Source organism: Embleya sp. NPDC059213 (assembly GCF_042754445.1).
In the GTDB taxonomy this organism is placed as follows: domain Bacteria; phylum Actinomycetota; class Actinomycetes; order Streptomycetales; family Streptomycetaceae; genus Embleya.
In genome coordinates, this window is the sequence record NZ_JBHZAV010000021.1 from 1 (window position 1) to 14,784 (window position 14,784).

Here is a 14,784-nt window from a genome sequence, read left to right on the forward strand (position 1 = left end):
GCCTGTTCTGGGGGTGGGTCGCGGGGGTGGGGGGGGGGGCCCCCGGGGGGGGGGGTTTTGTGATTTACATCTCGTTGTGGGGGGCCCCCCCCCGGTGTCCGCCCCAGTTGGGGGGGGGGGGGCGACCCGAGCGCCCCCGCCCGACACGTCGGCGCGGGGGCGCTCGTCCGCGCCGACCGAAGTCGCAGGGGGCTCGGCTTGGACCTCTGGTTTCTGCTCGCCACCGCCGTCGCGGCCGGCGGCACCGGGGCCGCCCTGGGCATGCGCTGGTCGAATCGTCGACGTGGCGCCCGGTCGCCGCGCCCACCCTCGCGCATCACCGCGTCGGGTGAGCCGGCCGTCTTCTCGGTACCGCCCGAGTTGCTGGAGCGGGCGCGGGCCGAGTTGCTCGCGTGGCTGCGCGCGGACGTGAGCGAACGACTTGCCGAATTGACCCGGCGCACGCAGGCGCTGGTACCGGCCGGGCGGCCGGCCGCGTTGGCGGCACAACTGCGGGCACTGGACGCGGGCGAGGCGGCGTCGTGGGTGCTGCGGGACGCGGACGATCTTCCCGATCTCGCGGGTGCGTGGTTGTTGGTGTGGCACGGTGTCCGCGCGCTGGAGGTGGCCGCGGAGCAGCACGATGCGACGGACGAGGTGGGCCCGGATCGTCGGTTCGAGGTGTCGGTGTGTCTGTTCAACCCGTTGCACGGCGCCGCGCACGCCACGATGCGGTGGGCGATGCGAGGTCTGGCCGCGCCGGTACCGGCCTGCTGGGCGTGTCTGATCGCCGGGAGCGAGCGCACGATGCCGGACATCCTCACCGCGCGGGTCGCCGACGGGGCGTACCTGCCCTACTACGAGATCCCGGCGGAGCAAAGCGTGTGGTCGGCGACGGGGTACGGCGCCTTCGGCGGTGACCTGGTCGAACAGGTGCGGAGCGCGTTGCCCGGGGGGCGCCGGGCAGTCGGCGAGTGACACCTGAGCACGGGGTCGTGATCACTGGTCGGGCATCACCCCCGGGACGCGCATGTCCCGCATCCGCTCCCCGTTGAACTCCGCACGAGCGCCGGGAACGGCCCGTTGCGGAAGGGGGGCGATGTGCACCTGTGCGCCCAGTTCGGCCAGGGCCTCGCTCTCCGGGCCGGGAGCATCCTCGTCGGTGACGAGGTGGGTGATGCGCTCGGGGGCCACCGTCTGGAACATGGTGTCCACACCGATCTTGGTGTGATCGACCATGACGACGACCTCGTGGGCGGCCTGGATCAGGGCGCGGTCCACGCTCGCGGACAGCATGTTGGGGGTGGACAGGCCACGCTCGGCGGTCAGCCCGTTGCCGGACACGAACGCGCGACGCACGCGCAGACCCGCCAGGGCCTGCTCGGCTCCGCTGCCGACCAACGCGTAGGACGACCCGCGCAGCGTGCCGCCGGTCATCACGACCTCGACCCGATTGGCGTGGGCGAGGACCTGCGCGACGAGGAGGGAGTTGGTGACCACGGTCAGGCCCGGGATCCGGGCCAGCCTGCGGGCCAACTCCTGCGTGGTGGTGCCGGCGCCCACGACGATCGCGTCCCCCTCGTCGACGAGGGAGACCGCGAGGTCGGCCATGGCCGCCTTCTCAGCCGCCGCGAGGTGGGTCTTCTGCGAATAGCTCGGCTCACGGGACAGCCCACCGGGCAGTACCGCTCCACCGTGCCGACGGTCGAGCAGCCCTTCGGCTTCCAGGGCCCGCACGTCCCGCCGAACCGTCACCTCGGACGTCTGGACCACCCGGGCGAGTTCCCGTAGGGACACCGCTCCGTTGGCCCGCACCATTTCAAGAATCAGTTGACGACGCTCTGCTGCGAACACGTGACGAAGGTAACGCGAACGACCGGCTCTTATCAGCCGCTTGCGACTCTTACCCGAACTTGTTCATCAAAGTGATAAGACCGCTTCGGTTTCCGGGCGCAGCGAAGCCGCAGCGTTCGGGAGGGCCAACCATAACGCTGCTCGCCCGGAGCCGGATACCGCTGCTGTACACCGATTTTGATTCCGCGTCAGCCGGGCTCGACGGATGCGGAACACACCGCGAGGCGGCGATCACACCCGGTCCGATTCGAGTATGCGCGGCGGCCTCGGAGCACAGCGGATGTTCGAGAAAAGCCACCCGTAAGTGGAGTCCCCGGGAGCGCGGAATCCGAATTCCGCGCGCCCCTCGCACGCCGGAGGCCACCCGTACTCGACCGCACCGATCCTGCGCGCCTTATCGATCTTGAACTCGGGGCCGCCCGAGGTCGTCCGGGCCGATTCGCCCCGGCCCCGGCCCCGGTCAGGAACGCTCGCGCCGGTGCAATTGCCGGGCGGCTTCCGCGATCGATCCCGAAAGGGACGGGTAGACGGTGAATCCGCTGGCGATCTGGTCGACCGTCAAGTGCAGGTCCACGGCGAGCGCGACGGTGTGGATCAACTCGCTCGCGCGCGGCGCCACGATCACACCGCCGACCACGATCCCGGTCCCCGGGCGACAGAACAGCTTCACGAAACCGTCGTGAATGCCCTGCATCTTCGCGCGCGGGTTGCGCGACAGCGGCAGCTTCACCCCGCGCGCGTCGATCTCGCCCGCGTCGATCGCGGCCTGGGTATAGCCGACCGTGGCGATCTCCGGGTCGGTGAACACGTTCGAGGACACGGCCTTGAGGTTCAGCGGGGCCACCGCGTCGCCGAGCATGTGGTACATCGCGATCCGGCCCTGCATCGCCGCGACCGACGCGAGCGCGAAGACGCCGGTGCAGTCGCCCGCCGAGTACACCCCGTTCGCGGTGGTGCGCGAGACCCGGTCCACCCGCACGTGTCCGGTGTCCTTGAGGAAGACTCCGGCCTCCTCCAAACCGATGCCCGAGGTGTTCGGGATCGCGCCGACGGCGACCAGGCAGTGGCTGCCCTCGACGATCTGGCCGTCGGTCAGGGTGACGATGACGCTGTCCCCGTCCCGCTTGACGCTCTCCGCCCGCGAGCGCGACATCACCCGCATGCCGCGCCGCCGGAAGACGCCTTCGAGCACCTCGGCCGCGTCCGGGTCCTCGCCCGGCAGCACCCGGTCCCGGCTGGAGACCAGGGTCACCTTCGAGCCGAGCGCCTGGTACGCACCGGCGAACTCGGCACCGGTGACGCCGGAGCCGACCACGATCAGCTCGCGCGGCAGCTCGGACAGGCCGTACATCTGCTTCCAGTTCAAGATGCGCTCGCCGTCCGGCTCCGCACCCGGAATCTCGCGCGGGTGGGCGCCGGTGGAGATCAGGATCGCGTCCGCGTCCAGCGTGCGCTCGGTGCCGTCGGCCAGGTCGGCCACCACGCGGCGCGGCCCGTCCAGGCGGGCGGTGCCGCGCAGCACCCGCACACCGGCGCGCGTGACGCCCTGCGCGATGTCGTTGGACTGGGCCTTGGCCAGTTGCAACACGCGCCGGTTGACCACGCCCAGGTCCACCCCCACGATCGGGCGATCCAGCGTGCCGGGGGTGCCGTCGTCGACGTAGATGCCGAGCTCGTGGTGCGAGTCGGCGAAGTTCGTCATGACCTCGGCCGTGGCGATCAGGGTCTTGGACGGGACACAGTCCGTCAGTACAGCCGCACCACCCACACCTTCGCGCTCTACCACCGTCACCTCGGCTCCGAGCTGTGCCGCGACCAAAGCCGCCTCGTACCCGCCGGGTCCTCCGCCTACGATCACAATCCGAGTCACGGGTGTCATTCTCTCCCATGCCCGCTCGTCGCGTAGGCTGCGGCCATGCCCCTCTACGCCGCGTACGCAAGCAACCTCGACGCGCGGCAGATGGCTCGGCGTGCCCCACACTCCCCTCTGCGCCACACCGGTTGGCTGCCCGGCTGGCGGCTGACCTTCGGCGGCGAGCAGTTGGGTTGGGACGGATCGCTGGCCACGGTCGTCGAGGACGAGTTGTCCCAGGTATTCGTCGCGCTGTACGACCTGGCCGAGATGGACGAGCCCGACCTCGACCGCTGGGAGGGCATGCCACTCGGCCTGTACCGCAAGGTCCGGGTTCGGGTGGAGTCGCTGTTCGGCGAGCAGTTGGCGTGGCTGTACGTCCTCAACGACTACGAGGGCGGCCTGCCGTCGGCGCGCTACCTCGGCATGGTCGCCGAATCGGCCGAATCCGCCGGCGCCCCCGACGACTACGTCAAGGAACTCCGCAACCGCCCCTGCTCGTAACCCGGCCCCCCGGCGAAACTCGCCCGGCGTCCTGCCACACTCGGCTCGTCGGTCGTGCCGAGTGGGGGAGCGCGCTGTGCCCGAGATCCGTTACACCCTGAGTTTTCGGCAGCGTTGGCTCCACCTCCTGCTCGCCGCGCTCTTCGGCGTGTTGTCCGCGCTGCGCGCCTCCACCCACGGAATCGCCGAAGACTTCCCGCTCTTCGTGGCCCCGCTCTTCCTCCTGAACTTCTTCCTCTTCTCCCGCTTCGAGACCCGACTGACTCCGCAGGGCATCACCTGTCGCCGATACCGCACCCTGCGGCTGGACTGGTCCGAGATCACGAACGTGCGGGAGCGACGTCTGCTGGGCAGCCGCTCCCTACAACTCGTACTCGCCGACGGCAAGGTGTACAACCTCGCCGTCCCGCTGGACGCGATGCTCCAGCGCGATCGGGAGTTCGACACCAAGCTCGCCACCCTGTGGAACGCCTGGACCGGCGCGACCGGTCGCGGTGCGTACATCCCCGGCCCCGACGCCCCCGAGCAGTGGCAGACTCCGCCCGCCTGAACGGACATATCACCACTTTCCAGGACCAGTCCTCCCCCGCTGTCATTGCGGTCGTATCACAGTCTTCTACGCGCATAGACCCCGCCCGCGCCGTTCTCAGGTACAGCATTTACGCTCATCGATGTGAACGTATTGGATAGCCACGACCCGTACACGGCCGCCGCCGAGGCCGCCGAAAGCCTTCAGCGGCTCACCGGTGCCGCCACGCACGACATCGCGCTCGTCATGGGCTCTGGCTGGGTGCCCGCCGCCGACATGCTGGGCGACCCGGAGCACGAGTTCCCGGTCACCGAGCTGCCCGGCTTCCCGCCGCCCGCCGTCGAGGGCCACGCGGGCACGGTCCGCTCGCTGGTCATCGGCGACCGTCGCGCGCTGGTCTTCCTCGGCCGCACCCACCTCTACGAGGGGCACGGCGTCGCGTCCGTCGCGCACGGCGTGCGCACCGCGGTCGCGGCCGGCTGCAAGGCCGTCGTGCTGACCAACGGTTGCGGCGGCCTGCGGCCGTCCTTCGTACCCGGTCAGCCGGTACTGATCAGCGACCACATCAACCTCACCGCCGCGTCCCCCATCGTCGGGGCCAACTTCGTCGACCTGACCGACCTTTATTCGCCGCGGCTACGCGCGTTGTGTCGCGAGGTCGAGCCCGACCTCGAAGAGGGCGTCTACGTACAATTCCCCGGCCCGCACTACGAGACCCCGGCCGAGATCGGCATGGTCCGCGCGATCGGCGGGCACCTCGTCGGCATGTCCACGACCATCGAAGCCATCGCCGCGCGCGAGGCCGGCGCGGAGATCCTGGGCATCTCGCTGGTCACCAACCTCGCCGCGGGCATGACCGGCGAACCGCTCAACCACGAAGAGGTCCTGGCCGCCGGGCGCGCGTCCGCCGAGCGCATGGGCCGCCTGCTGACCCGGGTCCTGCCCCGCATCTGAACGTCCGCAGTCCCGTCCCCGTCCCCGCCCTCTCCCGATCCCTTCCGCACCGAGGAGTCCGTGTTGAGCGACGTCATCGAGATCGCGCGCGCCTGGCTGGCCGAGGACCCGGACCCGGACACCCGGGCCGAACTCGAGGCGTTGCTCGAAGCGGACGACCGGGAGGGCCTCGCGGATCGCTTCGCCGGGCTGCTCCAGTTCGGTACCGCGGGGCTGCGCGGCGAGTTGGGCGCGGGACCGAACCGGATGAACCGCGCGGTGGTGATCCGCGCTGCGGCGGGTCTGGCCGCATACCTCAAGACCGTCTACCTCACCGACACGGTCGCGCCCGCCGCGACGCGCAACGCGGTGGTGATCGGGTTCGACGCGCGGTACAAGTCCGACGTGTTCGCCCGGGACACCGCCGCCGTGCTGGAGGCGGCCGGGCTGCACGCGCTGCTGCTGCCCCGGCCGCTGCCCACACCGGTGCTGGCCTATGCGATCCGGCACCTGGGCTGCGTCGCGGGGGTGATGGTCACCGCGAGCCACAACCCGCCGCGCGACAACGGCTACAAGGTCTACCTCGGCGACGGGTCGCAGATCGTGCCGCCCGCCGACGCGGAGATCGCCGGGCGGATCGCGGCGATCGGCCCGCTGGCCGACGTGCCGAGGGCCGAGGACGGCTGGGAGACACTCGGCGAGGCGCTGATCGACTCCTACCTCGACCGCGCGCTGACCGTGGTCGACCCGGCCGGCCCGCGCGACGTGCGGATCGTGCACACCGCGATGCACGGTGTGGGCACCACCGTGATGCTCGGCGCGTTCGATCGCGCGGGCTTCGCGGACGTGCGACCGGTGCCCGAACAGGCCGATCCCGACCCCGACTTCCCGACCGTGGCGTTCCCCAATCCGGAGGAGCCCGGGGCGATGGACCTCGCCTTTCGCACCGCGCTCGCCGAGGACGCGGACGTGGTGATCGCCAACGATCCGGACGCCGACCGGTGTGCGGTCGCGGTACCGGACGCGAGTGTCGCGGGCGGCTGGCGGATGTTGCGCGGCGACGAGGTCGGCGCACTGCTCGGCGCCGAGGTGGCCCGCCGGGGCACCGACGGCGTGCTGGCCACCACGATCGTGTCCTCCTCGCTGTTGGGCGCGATCGCGCAGGCCGACGGTCTCGCCTACACGGAGACGTTGACCGGCTTCAAGTGGCTCGCGCGGGTGCCGAACCTGGCCTTCGCGTACGAGGAGGCGCTGGGCTACTGCGTGGACCCGGCCGGGGTGTGCGACAAGGACGGCGTCACGGCCGCGCTGATGCTGGCAGAACTCGCGGCCGGTGCCAAGCGGGACGGCCGGACGCTGCCCGGTCTGCTGGACGACATCGCCGGGCGGTACGGCCTGTACGCGACCGACCAGTATTCGGTGCGGGTGGACCGCCTCGAATCCATCGCGGACGCCATGCGGGCACTGCGCGAGCAGACCCCCCGGGCGCTCGGCGACCTGGCCGTGGCCGCCGCCGAGGACCTGCTGCACCCGGCGGCCGACGGCCTGCCGCCCACCGACGGCCTGCGCTACACGCTGGCCGGCGACGGCGCGGACCTGACGGCGGGCCGGGTCGTGGTGCGACCGTCCGGGACCGAGCCCAAGCTCAAGGCCTACCTGGAGGTCGTGGTCGACCCGAAGCGGATCGCCGAGATCGGCATCGACGCGGCTCGCACGGCGGCCCACGCGGCGCTGGAGCGGCTGAAGCGGGATCTGGCCACGACGCTGGGCATGTAGCCCGCTATTCGGTCGCATCGGGCCGATGCGCGCGGGTGGGGCGGAGCGGCCGGACGGGCGCCCGCCCCATCGGCGTGTCGGCGCCCGGTGAACCCTTCGAGGTACGGGATCCGGGTCGGGTGGTACCGGGGTACCGAGCCGGGTTGGCCCTTCGGGTTGATGTGCGCGGCGGGTCGGCCGGCGGATCGTGGAAAAGTCAACCGATTCCGGTTCCAAGAGGACACCATGACCACCCTGACCCGGTTCCCCGCCCGAAACACCCCCCTGCACGCCCCGATGCGCGCTCGCCTGCGATACGTGTGGCAGTGGGCGAAGGCCGGACGCTCGATCCCGGCGCTCGCCACCTTCCTCGGCGCGGTACTGGTCCTGCCGGTGCTCGCGTTCGGCGTCGCCTACCCGCTGCTCTCCGGCAGCGCCGACACGCTCTTCCGGTCCTCCGCGCAGGACATCGCCGCGTGGGGCGGACTCGACATCGGCGGGCCGTTGGCCGGCGAGGTCACGGTCGCCGCGCTTGCGGTGAGCGGCGCGTTGATCGTGCTGTACAGCGTCGTACGGGTGTTGCGGCGGGGCGCGCGCTGAATGGGCCGGCCTGCGGCCCGGCCTGTGCTCGAACGCGGGCTGGCCCCGGACCCGGCCTTCGGCCGAGGTGGCCCCGGACACCGGCCGGGCTGTTTTTCGCTCGGGCAGGCCGGATTGCATCGGGCGGGCCGAATTGCGTCGGCCGGACAGGAGGGACTCGGCCGGGCCGGCTTTTGCTCGGCCGGGCGGATTCGATCCGACCGGATCGGGTCGGCCGGGCCGTGTGGCAGGCCCGGTCGTGTCCTACAGCAGGCCCAGCAGGACCGATGCGAGGCCGGAGACGGCCATGCCGCCGAGGATTTCCGGGGACCAGTGGACCTGGACCGGGCCGGTGGACTTCTTGGCGAACTGCTCGCTCATTCCCCGCAGGTCGTCCACGACCTGGTCGGCGCGGGAGAGTTGGGGCAGGTCGTGGGCACCGTGGCCGTACGGGTCCTCGGCCGCCGCGCGGCCCTGTTGGCGCAGTGCCCGCTTGCGTTCGCGCAGCGAGACCGGGATGGCCCAGATATGGAACGACTTCTCGTCGGCGCGCACCTCGATCGAGTACTCCGCCCGGACTCGCTCCACCGCGCCCCACGGCACCACGATGGTGCGGAACGGGTTGCGGATCACCAGCCGATCCGGCCCGACCAGCACGGCCGACCGAAGCGTGAGCGCGACCACCAGGAATCCGAAGAAGATCACGATGGCGAGAACCAGCCATTTGGTTCGGCCTTCCCCGCGGATCAGCGTGTCGACCACCATCCACACCCCGACGGCGATCAGAAGCACCCCTACGGCCAGCGCCGGCCGGGAGCGATACGTGGTGATGTCCTCGTCGCTGCTCATGACCGGTGATTGTGCCGCACGACGCCGGTCGGGTTCCGCTCGACCGGACCACTGGGCCCGACGCTACGCGAGTAGATATGCTCATCTTGTGAGCATGCCGTCTGCAATTCTCGCCGACCCGGCCGAGGTCACCTCGTCCGAAGCGGCCCTTCGACGCTTTCTGCACGGTCTTCCCGGCGTCGACAGGGTCGGTACCGAAGCGCGGGCAGCAATGCTCGCGACGCGCTCGATCAAGACCGATGCCAAGGTCGCGGCAATCGACCTGGCCATCCGAATGATCGACCTGACCACCTTGGAAGGTGCCGACACCCCGGGCAAGGTCCGGGCCCTGTGCGCGAAGGCGCTGCACCCGGACCCGGGCGCGCCGGACGCGCCCCGGCCCGCCGCGATCTGCGTCTACGGCGACCTGGTCGCCGAGGCCAAGGCCGCGCTCGGCGACTTCGGCGTGCACGTCGCCGCCGTCGCGACCGCGTTCCCGTCCGGGCGCGCCTCGCTCGACGTCAAGCTCGCCGACGTGGCCTACGCGGTCGCCGCCGGCGCGGACGAGATCGACATGGTCATCGACCGGGGGGCGTTCCTCGCCGGCCGTTATCGGGCCGTCTTCGACGAGATCGTCGCGGTCAAGGCCGCCTGCGCGCGCAGCGCCGCCGCCGGTGGGGGCAGCGCCCACCTCAAGGTGATTCTGGAGACCGGTGAACTGTCGACGTACGACAACGTACGCCGCGCGTCGTGGCTCGCGATGCTCGCGGGTGCCGACTTCATCAAGACGTCCACGGGCAAGGTCTCGGTCAACGCGACGCTGCCGGTGACGCTGGTGATGCTCCAGGCGGTCCGCGACTTCCGCGAGGCCACCGGCCGACAGGTCGGCGTCAAGCCGGCCGGCGGGATCCGCACCACCAAGGACGCGATGAAGTACCTCGTGCTGGTCAACGAGACGGTCGGCACGGACTGGCTGGACCCGGACTGGTTCCGGCTCGGCGCCTCCAGCCTGCTCAACGATCTTTTGATGCAGCGCCAGAAGCTGGCCACGGGCCGCTACTCCGGCCCCGACTACGTGACGGTGGACTGACAGCCATGGGCAACCCATTCGAGTACGCGCCCGCGCCCGAGTCGCGCGCGATCGTCGACATCGCCCCGGCGTACGGGCTGTTCATCGACGGAAAGTTCGCCGACGCGGCGGACGGCAGTCGACTCAAGACGGTGAACCCGGCCACCGAGGAGGTGCTCGCCGAGATCGCGATCGGCGGCGAGGCGGACGTGGATCGCGCGGTCAAGGCCGCGCGCAAGGCGTTCAAGTCGTGGTCCGCGCTGCCCGGCGCGGAGCGGGCCAAGTACCTGTTCCGGATCGCCCGGCTGATCCAGGAGCACGGGCGCGAGCTCGCGGTGTTGGAGTCGATCGACAACGGCAAGCCGATCCGCGAGTCGCGCGACGTGGACATCCCGCTGGTCGCGGCACACTTCTTCCACTACGCGGGTTGGGCCGACAAGCTCGGCCACGCGGGCTTCGGGCCCGATCCGAAGCCGATCGGGGTGGCCGGTCAGGTCATCCCGTGGAACTTCCCGCTGCTGATGCTGGCCTGGAAGGTGGCGCCGGCCCTCGCGGGCGGCAACACCGTGGTGCTCAAGCCGGCCGAGACCACCCCGCTGACCGCGCTGCGGTTCGCCGAGATCTGCGTCGAGGCCGGGCTGCCGGACGGTGTGCTGAACATCGTCACCGGCGCCGGCGAGACCGGTCGTGCGCTGATCGCCCACCCGGACGTGGACAAGGTCGCGTTCACCGGCTCGACCGCGGTGGGCAAGGAGATCGCCCGCACGATCGCGGGCACCCGCAAGCGGGTCACCCTCGAACTCGGCGGCAAGGCCGCGAACATCGTCTACGACGACGCCGCGATCGACTCCGCCGTGGACGGCATCGTCGAGGGCATCTTCTTCAACGGCGGCCAGGTCTGCTGTGCCGGTTCGCGCCTGCTCGTGCAGGAGTCGGTGGCCGACGAACTGCTGGCGAGCCTGACCCGGCGGATCAAGACGCTGCGCGTGGGCGACCCGCTGGACAAGAACACCGACGTCGGCGCGATCAACTCGGCCGCGCAACTCTCCCGGATCCGGGAACTGGTCACGGCGGGCGAGGCCGAGGGCGCCGAGCGCTGGTCGTTGGCCGGCGAGCTGCCCGGCAAGGGCTTCTGGTTCCCGCCGACGGTGTTCACCGGCGTCACCCAGGCACACCGGATCGCCCGGGACGAGATCTTCGGCCCGGTGCTGACCGTACAGACCTTCCGCACCCCCGCCGAGGCGGTGGAGAAGGCGAACAACACCGCGTACGGCCTGTCCGCCGGCGTGTGGACGGAGAAGGGCGCCAAGGCCCTGTGGACCGCGCAGCGGCTGCGGGCGGGCGTCGTGTGGACCAACACGTTCAACAAGTTCGACCCCTCCTCGCCGTTCGGCGGGTTCAAGGAGTCGGGCTTCGGCCGCGAGGGTGGCCGCCACGGGCTGGAGGCCTACCTCGATGTCTGAGCGCCTTGAGGTGTCGAAGACCTACAAGCTGTACGTCGGGGGCAAGTTCCCCCGGTCCGAGAGCGGGCGGGTGTACGCGGTGACCGACAGCAAGGGCCGGACCCTGGCGAACGCGCCGCGCGGGAGTCGCAAGGACGCCCGGGACGCGGTCGTCGCGGCGCGCAAGGCGTTCCCGGGTTGGTCGGGCGCCACCGCCTACAACCGGGGTCAGATCCTCTACCGGATCGCCGAGATGCTGGAGGGTCGGCGCGAGCAGTTCGCGACCGAGGTCGCCGCGGCCGAGGGCGTCAACCGCACCAAGGCGCTCGCGGCCGTGGACGCGGCGGTGGACCGCTGGGTCTGGTACGCCGGGTGGACCGACAAGCTCGCCCAGGTCGCGGGTGGCGCCAACCCGGTCGCGGGCCCGTTCGCGAACTGGTCGACGCCCGAGCCCACCGGCGTGGTCGCGGTGATCGCCTCGCAGCGCTCGTCGCTGCTGGGCCTGACGAGTGCGGTCGCGCCGGTGATCGCCACCGGCAACACCGCCGTCGTGCTCGCGGCCGGCGCCTCGGCGCTGCCCGCGTTGTCCTTCGCCGAGGTGCTCGCGGTGTCCGACCTGCCGGGCGGGGTGATCAACATCCTGACCGGGCACCCGGCCGAGATCGCCCCCACGCTCGCGTCCCACCAGGACGTCAACGCGATCGACCTGACCGGCGTGGCGCCGGACGCGGGCGTCGCGTCGGCGCGCGACCTGGAGATCGCCGCGGCGGACAACCTCAAGCGGGTGTTGCGCCCCGAGGCCAGGGAGCCGGACTGGTCCGCGGACCCGGGCACCGGTCGCATGCTGGCGTTCACCGAGGTTCGTACGGTCTGGCACCCGACCGGATACTGATCGCCGGATCGCTCCGACGCGACAACCGGGGCCGTCACCCACACGGGTGACGGCCCCGCCACCGTTCCGGGTCGTACCCGGGCCGACGGGGCGAGCCGAACAGCGCCGTGTCCGATCGCCATCTCGCGCGGCCGGGCCGGGGTCACCTCGGGATGGTCGACCGACCACAGCCGCACCACGTCCCCACTCGCGCCGAGCAACGTCCGCACCGCGTCGGCGCGTTGCCGCCCGACCGGCCGCCGTCGACGCACTGCCCACAGCAGCACGTACGGGGTGACCGGGAGCGCGAGGGTCCGCACGTCCGGCAGGATCCGCTCCAGATCCGCGTCCGCGATGACCGACCGGCCGCCGGCGGCGTCGAGTTCGGGTTGTGCCGTGTGCAACCTGCGCTCCGCCTCGGCCGGCCCGCGGGCGTCGGCTCAGGCGGCGAGCGCGCGGTCGGCGCGGGTCTCGCTCGCCCGGCCGGTCGCTTCGGCGGGCCGTCGGGTGGAGAGCTTCCAGGTGGCCAGGACCCGGGCGATCACGACGACGGCGAAGAGGGCGAACAGAGCGGACATACGATCGGATCCTCGAAGTTGCGAGCGTGCGGTCACCGCGGCGAACTCGCCCGGCGAGACTCGACGCTAGCCCCGCACAACGGCCGTTTCCGGTCTCTTGACGCGGCATCGACGCAGGTGGGAGCGTTCCTGACGGGATCTTGACGAACGCTCAGCGCAGCGACAGTTCGGCGATCACCGCGGCGTGATCGGTGCGCGGCACACGGTGTTCGGAGACCGAGACCACGTCGATCCCGCCGCCCACCAGGACGTGGTCGATCCCGAACAGCGCCGGCAGGCCGTGGAAGTACGCCATCGGCCAGGTGCGCACCAGGACCCGGCCGCGCTCCTCGTGCGCGTCCCGCAGCCCGGCACCGGTGAGCGCGCGAAACGAGGCGTTGTCCGAGGTCGCGTTGAAGTCGCCGAGAAGGATCATCGGCAACGTGCGCCGCTCCGCCTCGCGGCGCAGCGCGTCCATGTCGTGCGCCCACTGCCCGGCCTGCCCGCGCATCGGCGGGATGGTGTGCACACCCTGGAGCCGGACCCGGCGCCCGTCCACCTCCACGGTGGCCCCGGGCATCGGCATCGTGGTGCGTTCGGGCAACAACCGCTCCTCGCCCAACGGCCGGCGGGCGTAGATCGCCAGCCCGGCGGCACCGGATTCGCCGTGCCCGGCCGTGTACGGGAGTTCCCGGGTGAGACCGGCCCGTTCCAGGCCCGTCGCCAGTTCCGGCGTCAACTCCTGCACGGCCAACACGTCCACCCGCTCGCGCCGCACCAACTCGGTGATCCGACCCGGATCCGCCGTGCCGAAGTAGGCGTTGGACGTCATCACCCGCAGCCGCACCCCGCCGGGCACGGGACCGTCGGCGGGACTGATCCGAGGCAGTATCCACACGGTGTGCACGACCACCAGGCCCAGCGCGACGAGCAGGGTCAGCCGCATGCGCAACAGCGCCGCACCGAGCAGCACGAGCACCGAGGCGGCCGCCGCGTAGGGCGCGAAGACGGTCATGATCGCGACCGGCCACATCGCGTCGAACACGAGCAGCCGGGCACCGGTCACCAGCACCGCGCCCGCGAAGATCACGCCGACCACGCTGCGGCCGACCGTGCGCACCCGACGCCGCAACCGCCACAGCCGAGGCGGCGGCGGAAGTTCCTCCGCCGGCTCCGCCTCGACCTCGGCGGTCACGGCCGGGTCCCCCCGTAGGTCTGCGCCGACGGTGGCGCGGTCGGCCGAGGCGGCATGGCGGCACCGGGTGTCGGGCCGGCCGCCGGCACCTCCGCCTGCGGGCGCCCCGCACCGGTCGGCGCGGCGTAGTCGGCGGTCCCCGACGCGTACGGCGCCGCGACCCGCGGCCCGGTCCCGGGGTGCTCGTGGGCGGGGTGGCTCCCGGTCGGCGCGGCCGGTCGACTCGCGGCCGCGGTGTCGCGCCCGTGGCCGGGCCACTCCTGGTGCGGCAGCGACTTGCCGCGCGTGACCGTCGGCGGGCTCGGCGCGCCCAGGACCACGATCAGGAAGTACGCGCACAGCGCGAACAGCACCAGCACGCCGACGTTGACCGCGCTCTGTTCGACCCGGGCCCCGGCCGGGATGTCGGCGAATCCGCCGCCGTCGTAGGCGAGGCCGCCCAGCGCCACGGTGACCCCCGCGATCCCCTGTACGGCGAGCACCCCCAGCGCGGCCCGGGTGATCGTCCGGGCCCTGGGTGTGGGCCGCCCCGCATGGGTCACCAACAACACCGCGCCGGCGAGCAGCACCGGCGTGAGCACGTCGAGCAGTGCGGACTGGCCGCCATAGGCCCGGGCTCGGAAGCCGTGTACCCCGGACCCCACTCCGAACAGGACGCGCAGCGCGTCGACCGCCAATTGCAATGCCAGAAAGCCGACCAGCGCCCATGCCGCCGGCTCTCGCAAACGATCCGTTTCCTGCCCCATCCGACTGCCTCCCCGTGGCCACGTTCGCGGCTCAGGGTAGACGGGCACGGGCGCCGCGGCAGGGGCAGTGTCCCGGCCGGGCCCGCCGGCC

At 71.7% G+C, this 14,784-nt stretch carries 15 protein-coding genes; 9 read left to right on the forward strand and 6 right to left on the reverse strand.

Translation table 11 applies throughout. From position 1 onward, the window contains the following. The first annotated feature begins 198 nt into the window (after nucleotides 1-198). Nucleotides 199-957, forward strand: a complete 759-nt coding sequence (locus tag ACFXMF_RS11100) for a hypothetical protein (protein WP_360308099.1) — start codon at nucleotides 199-201, stop codon at nucleotides 955-957. A 21-nt stretch (nucleotides 958-978) separates the two neighbouring features. Here the strand turns inward: ACFXMF_RS11100 and ACFXMF_RS11105 are convergent, their stop codons facing one another. Together ACFXMF_RS11105 and ACFXMF_RS11110 are read right to left on the reverse strand one after the other, a co-directional pair. Next, the gene (locus ACFXMF_RS11105) at nucleotides 979-1,833 is read right to left on the reverse strand and encodes a DeoR/GlpR family DNA-binding transcription regulator (protein ID WP_078975593.1); all 855 of its coding nucleotides are present in this window, start codon (nucleotides 1,831-1,833) and stop codon (nucleotides 979-981) included. A gap of 460 nt (nucleotides 1,834-2,293) precedes the next feature. Beyond that, nucleotides 2,294-3,712 (reverse strand): NAD(P)H-quinone dehydrogenase, encoded by a 1,419-nt coding sequence (locus tag ACFXMF_RS11110; RefSeq protein ID WP_360308096.1) that lies wholly within the window; start codon nucleotides 3,710-3,712, stop codon nucleotides 2,294-2,296. Nucleotides 3,713-3,748: 36 nt separating this feature from the next. Between ACFXMF_RS11110 and ACFXMF_RS11115 the strand changes: the two genes are divergently transcribed. The 5 genes from ACFXMF_RS11115 (at nucleotide 3,749) to ACFXMF_RS11135 (ending at nucleotide 8,006) form a co-directional block, all read left to right on the forward strand. Next, the gene (locus tag ACFXMF_RS11115) at nucleotides 3,749-4,189 is read left to right on the forward strand and encodes a gamma-glutamylcyclotransferase (protein ID WP_020552649.1); all 441 of its coding nucleotides are present in this window, start codon (nucleotides 3,749-3,751) and stop codon (nucleotides 4,187-4,189) included. 76 nt (nucleotides 4,190-4,265) lie between these two features. After that, nucleotides 4,266-4,739: a hypothetical protein gene (locus ACFXMF_RS11120; RefSeq protein ID WP_379991706.1), complete on the forward strand. Its 474-nt coding sequence runs from the start codon at nucleotides 4,266-4,268 to the stop codon at nucleotides 4,737-4,739. A 123-nt stretch (nucleotides 4,740-4,862) separates the two neighbouring features. Then, nucleotides 4,863-5,672 carry a purine-nucleoside phosphorylase gene (locus ACFXMF_RS11125; RefSeq protein ID WP_360308089.1) on the forward strand — a complete coding sequence of 270 codons (810 nt, stop codon included), beginning with the start codon at nucleotides 4,863-4,865 and terminating at the stop codon, nucleotides 5,670-5,672. A gap of 60 nt (nucleotides 5,673-5,732) precedes the next feature. Then, complete coding sequence (locus ACFXMF_RS11130; protein ID WP_379991707.1) at nucleotides 5,733-7,427, forward strand: phospho-sugar mutase; 1,695 nt, start codon at nucleotides 5,733-5,735, stop codon at nucleotides 7,425-7,427. 225 nt (nucleotides 7,428-7,652) lie between these two features. Then, nucleotides 7,653-8,006, forward strand: a complete 354-nt coding sequence (locus ACFXMF_RS11135; protein WP_379991708.1) for a hypothetical protein — start codon at nucleotides 7,653-7,655, stop codon at nucleotides 8,004-8,006. Between the two features lie 243 nt (nucleotides 8,007-8,249). Here the strand turns inward: ACFXMF_RS11135 and ACFXMF_RS11140 are convergent, their stop codons facing one another. Continuing rightward, a complete protein-coding gene (locus ACFXMF_RS11140) occupies nucleotides 8,250-8,834 on the reverse strand; it encodes a PH domain-containing protein (RefSeq protein ID WP_379991709.1) in 585 nt (194 codons plus the stop codon). A 94-nt stretch (nucleotides 8,835-8,928) separates the two neighbouring features. Here ACFXMF_RS11140 and deoC point away from each other — a divergent pair, with 94 nt between their 5' ends. Genes deoC through ACFXMF_RS11155 form a run of 3 tightly spaced genes read left to right on the forward strand, consistent with a single transcriptional unit; the run spans nucleotide 8,929 to nucleotide 12,216 of the window. Then, nucleotides 8,929-9,903: a deoxyribose-phosphate aldolase gene (gene deoC, locus ACFXMF_RS11145; protein WP_360308078.1), complete on the forward strand. Its 975-nt coding sequence runs from the start codon at nucleotides 8,929-8,931 to the stop codon at nucleotides 9,901-9,903. Nucleotides 9,904-9,908: 5 nt separating this feature from the next. Next, nucleotides 9,909-11,345, forward strand: coding sequence for an aldehyde dehydrogenase family protein (locus tag ACFXMF_RS11150; RefSeq protein WP_379991710.1), 1,437 nt, complete (start codon nucleotides 9,909-9,911; stop codon nucleotides 11,343-11,345). Further along, nucleotides 11,338-12,216: an aldehyde dehydrogenase family protein gene (locus ACFXMF_RS11155; RefSeq protein ID WP_379991711.1), complete on the forward strand. Its 879-nt coding sequence runs from the start codon at nucleotides 11,338-11,340 to the stop codon at nucleotides 12,214-12,216. The genes ACFXMF_RS11150 and ACFXMF_RS11155 overlap by 8 nt, the downstream gene beginning before the upstream one ends. A 419-nt stretch (nucleotides 12,217-12,635) precedes the next feature. Here ACFXMF_RS11155 and ACFXMF_RS11160 read toward each other — a convergent pair whose 3' ends face one another. From ACFXMF_RS11160 to ACFXMF_RS11170, 3 genes are all read right to left on the reverse strand, one after another. Then, on the reverse strand, nucleotides 12,636-12,773 hold the full coding sequence (locus tag ACFXMF_RS11160; RefSeq protein ID WP_360308069.1) for a hypothetical protein: 138 nt from the start codon (nucleotides 12,771-12,773) through the stop codon (nucleotides 12,636-12,638). 151 nt (nucleotides 12,774-12,924) lie between these two features. Then, nucleotides 12,925-13,947 carry an endonuclease/exonuclease/phosphatase family protein gene (locus tag ACFXMF_RS11165; protein WP_360308066.1) on the reverse strand — a complete coding sequence of 341 codons (1,023 nt, stop codon included), beginning with the start codon at nucleotides 13,945-13,947 and terminating at the stop codon, nucleotides 12,925-12,927. Then, nucleotides 13,944-14,693, reverse strand: coding sequence for a hypothetical protein (locus ACFXMF_RS11170; RefSeq protein ID WP_379991433.1), 750 nt, complete (start codon nucleotides 14,691-14,693; stop codon nucleotides 13,944-13,946). Before ACFXMF_RS11170 ends, ACFXMF_RS11165 begins: the two co-directional genes overlap by 4 nt. Between the last annotated feature and the right edge of the window lie 91 nt (nucleotides 14,694-14,784).

Excerpts from the sequence above, each read along its gene's own strand:
- ACFXMF_RS11170 (WP_379991433.1), bottom strand. The coding sequence starts at position 14,693 with ATGGGGCAGGAAACGGATCGTTTGCGAGAGCCGGCGGCATGGGCGCTG.
- ACFXMF_RS11135 (WP_379991708.1), top strand. The coding sequence starts at position 7,653 with ATGACCACCCTGACCCGGTTCCCCGCCCGAAACACCCCCCTGCACGCC.
- ACFXMF_RS11155 (WP_379991711.1), top strand. The coding sequence starts at position 11,338 with ATGTCTGAGCGCCTTGAGGTGTCGAAGACCTACAAGCTGTACGTCGGG.
- ACFXMF_RS11110 (WP_360308096.1), bottom strand. The coding sequence starts at position 3,712 with ATGACACCCGTGACTCGGATTGTGATCGTAGGCGGAGGACCCGGCGGG.
- ACFXMF_RS11150 (WP_379991710.1), top strand. The coding sequence starts at position 9,909 with ATGGGCAACCCATTCGAGTACGCGCCCGCGCCCGAGTCGCGCGCGATC.
- ACFXMF_RS11160 (WP_360308069.1), bottom strand. The coding sequence starts at position 12,773 with ATGTCCGCTCTGTTCGCCCTCTTCGCCGTCGTCGTGATCGCCCGGGTC.
- ACFXMF_RS11115 (WP_020552649.1), top strand. The coding sequence starts at position 3,749 with ATGCCCCTCTACGCCGCGTACGCAAGCAACCTCGACGCGCGGCAGATG.
- ACFXMF_RS11140 (WP_379991709.1), bottom strand. The coding sequence starts at position 8,834 with ATGAGCAGCGACGAGGACATCACCACGTATCGCTCCCGGCCGGCGCTG.
- deoC (WP_360308078.1), top strand. The coding sequence starts at position 8,929 with ATGCCGTCTGCAATTCTCGCCGACCCGGCCGAGGTCACCTCGTCCGAA.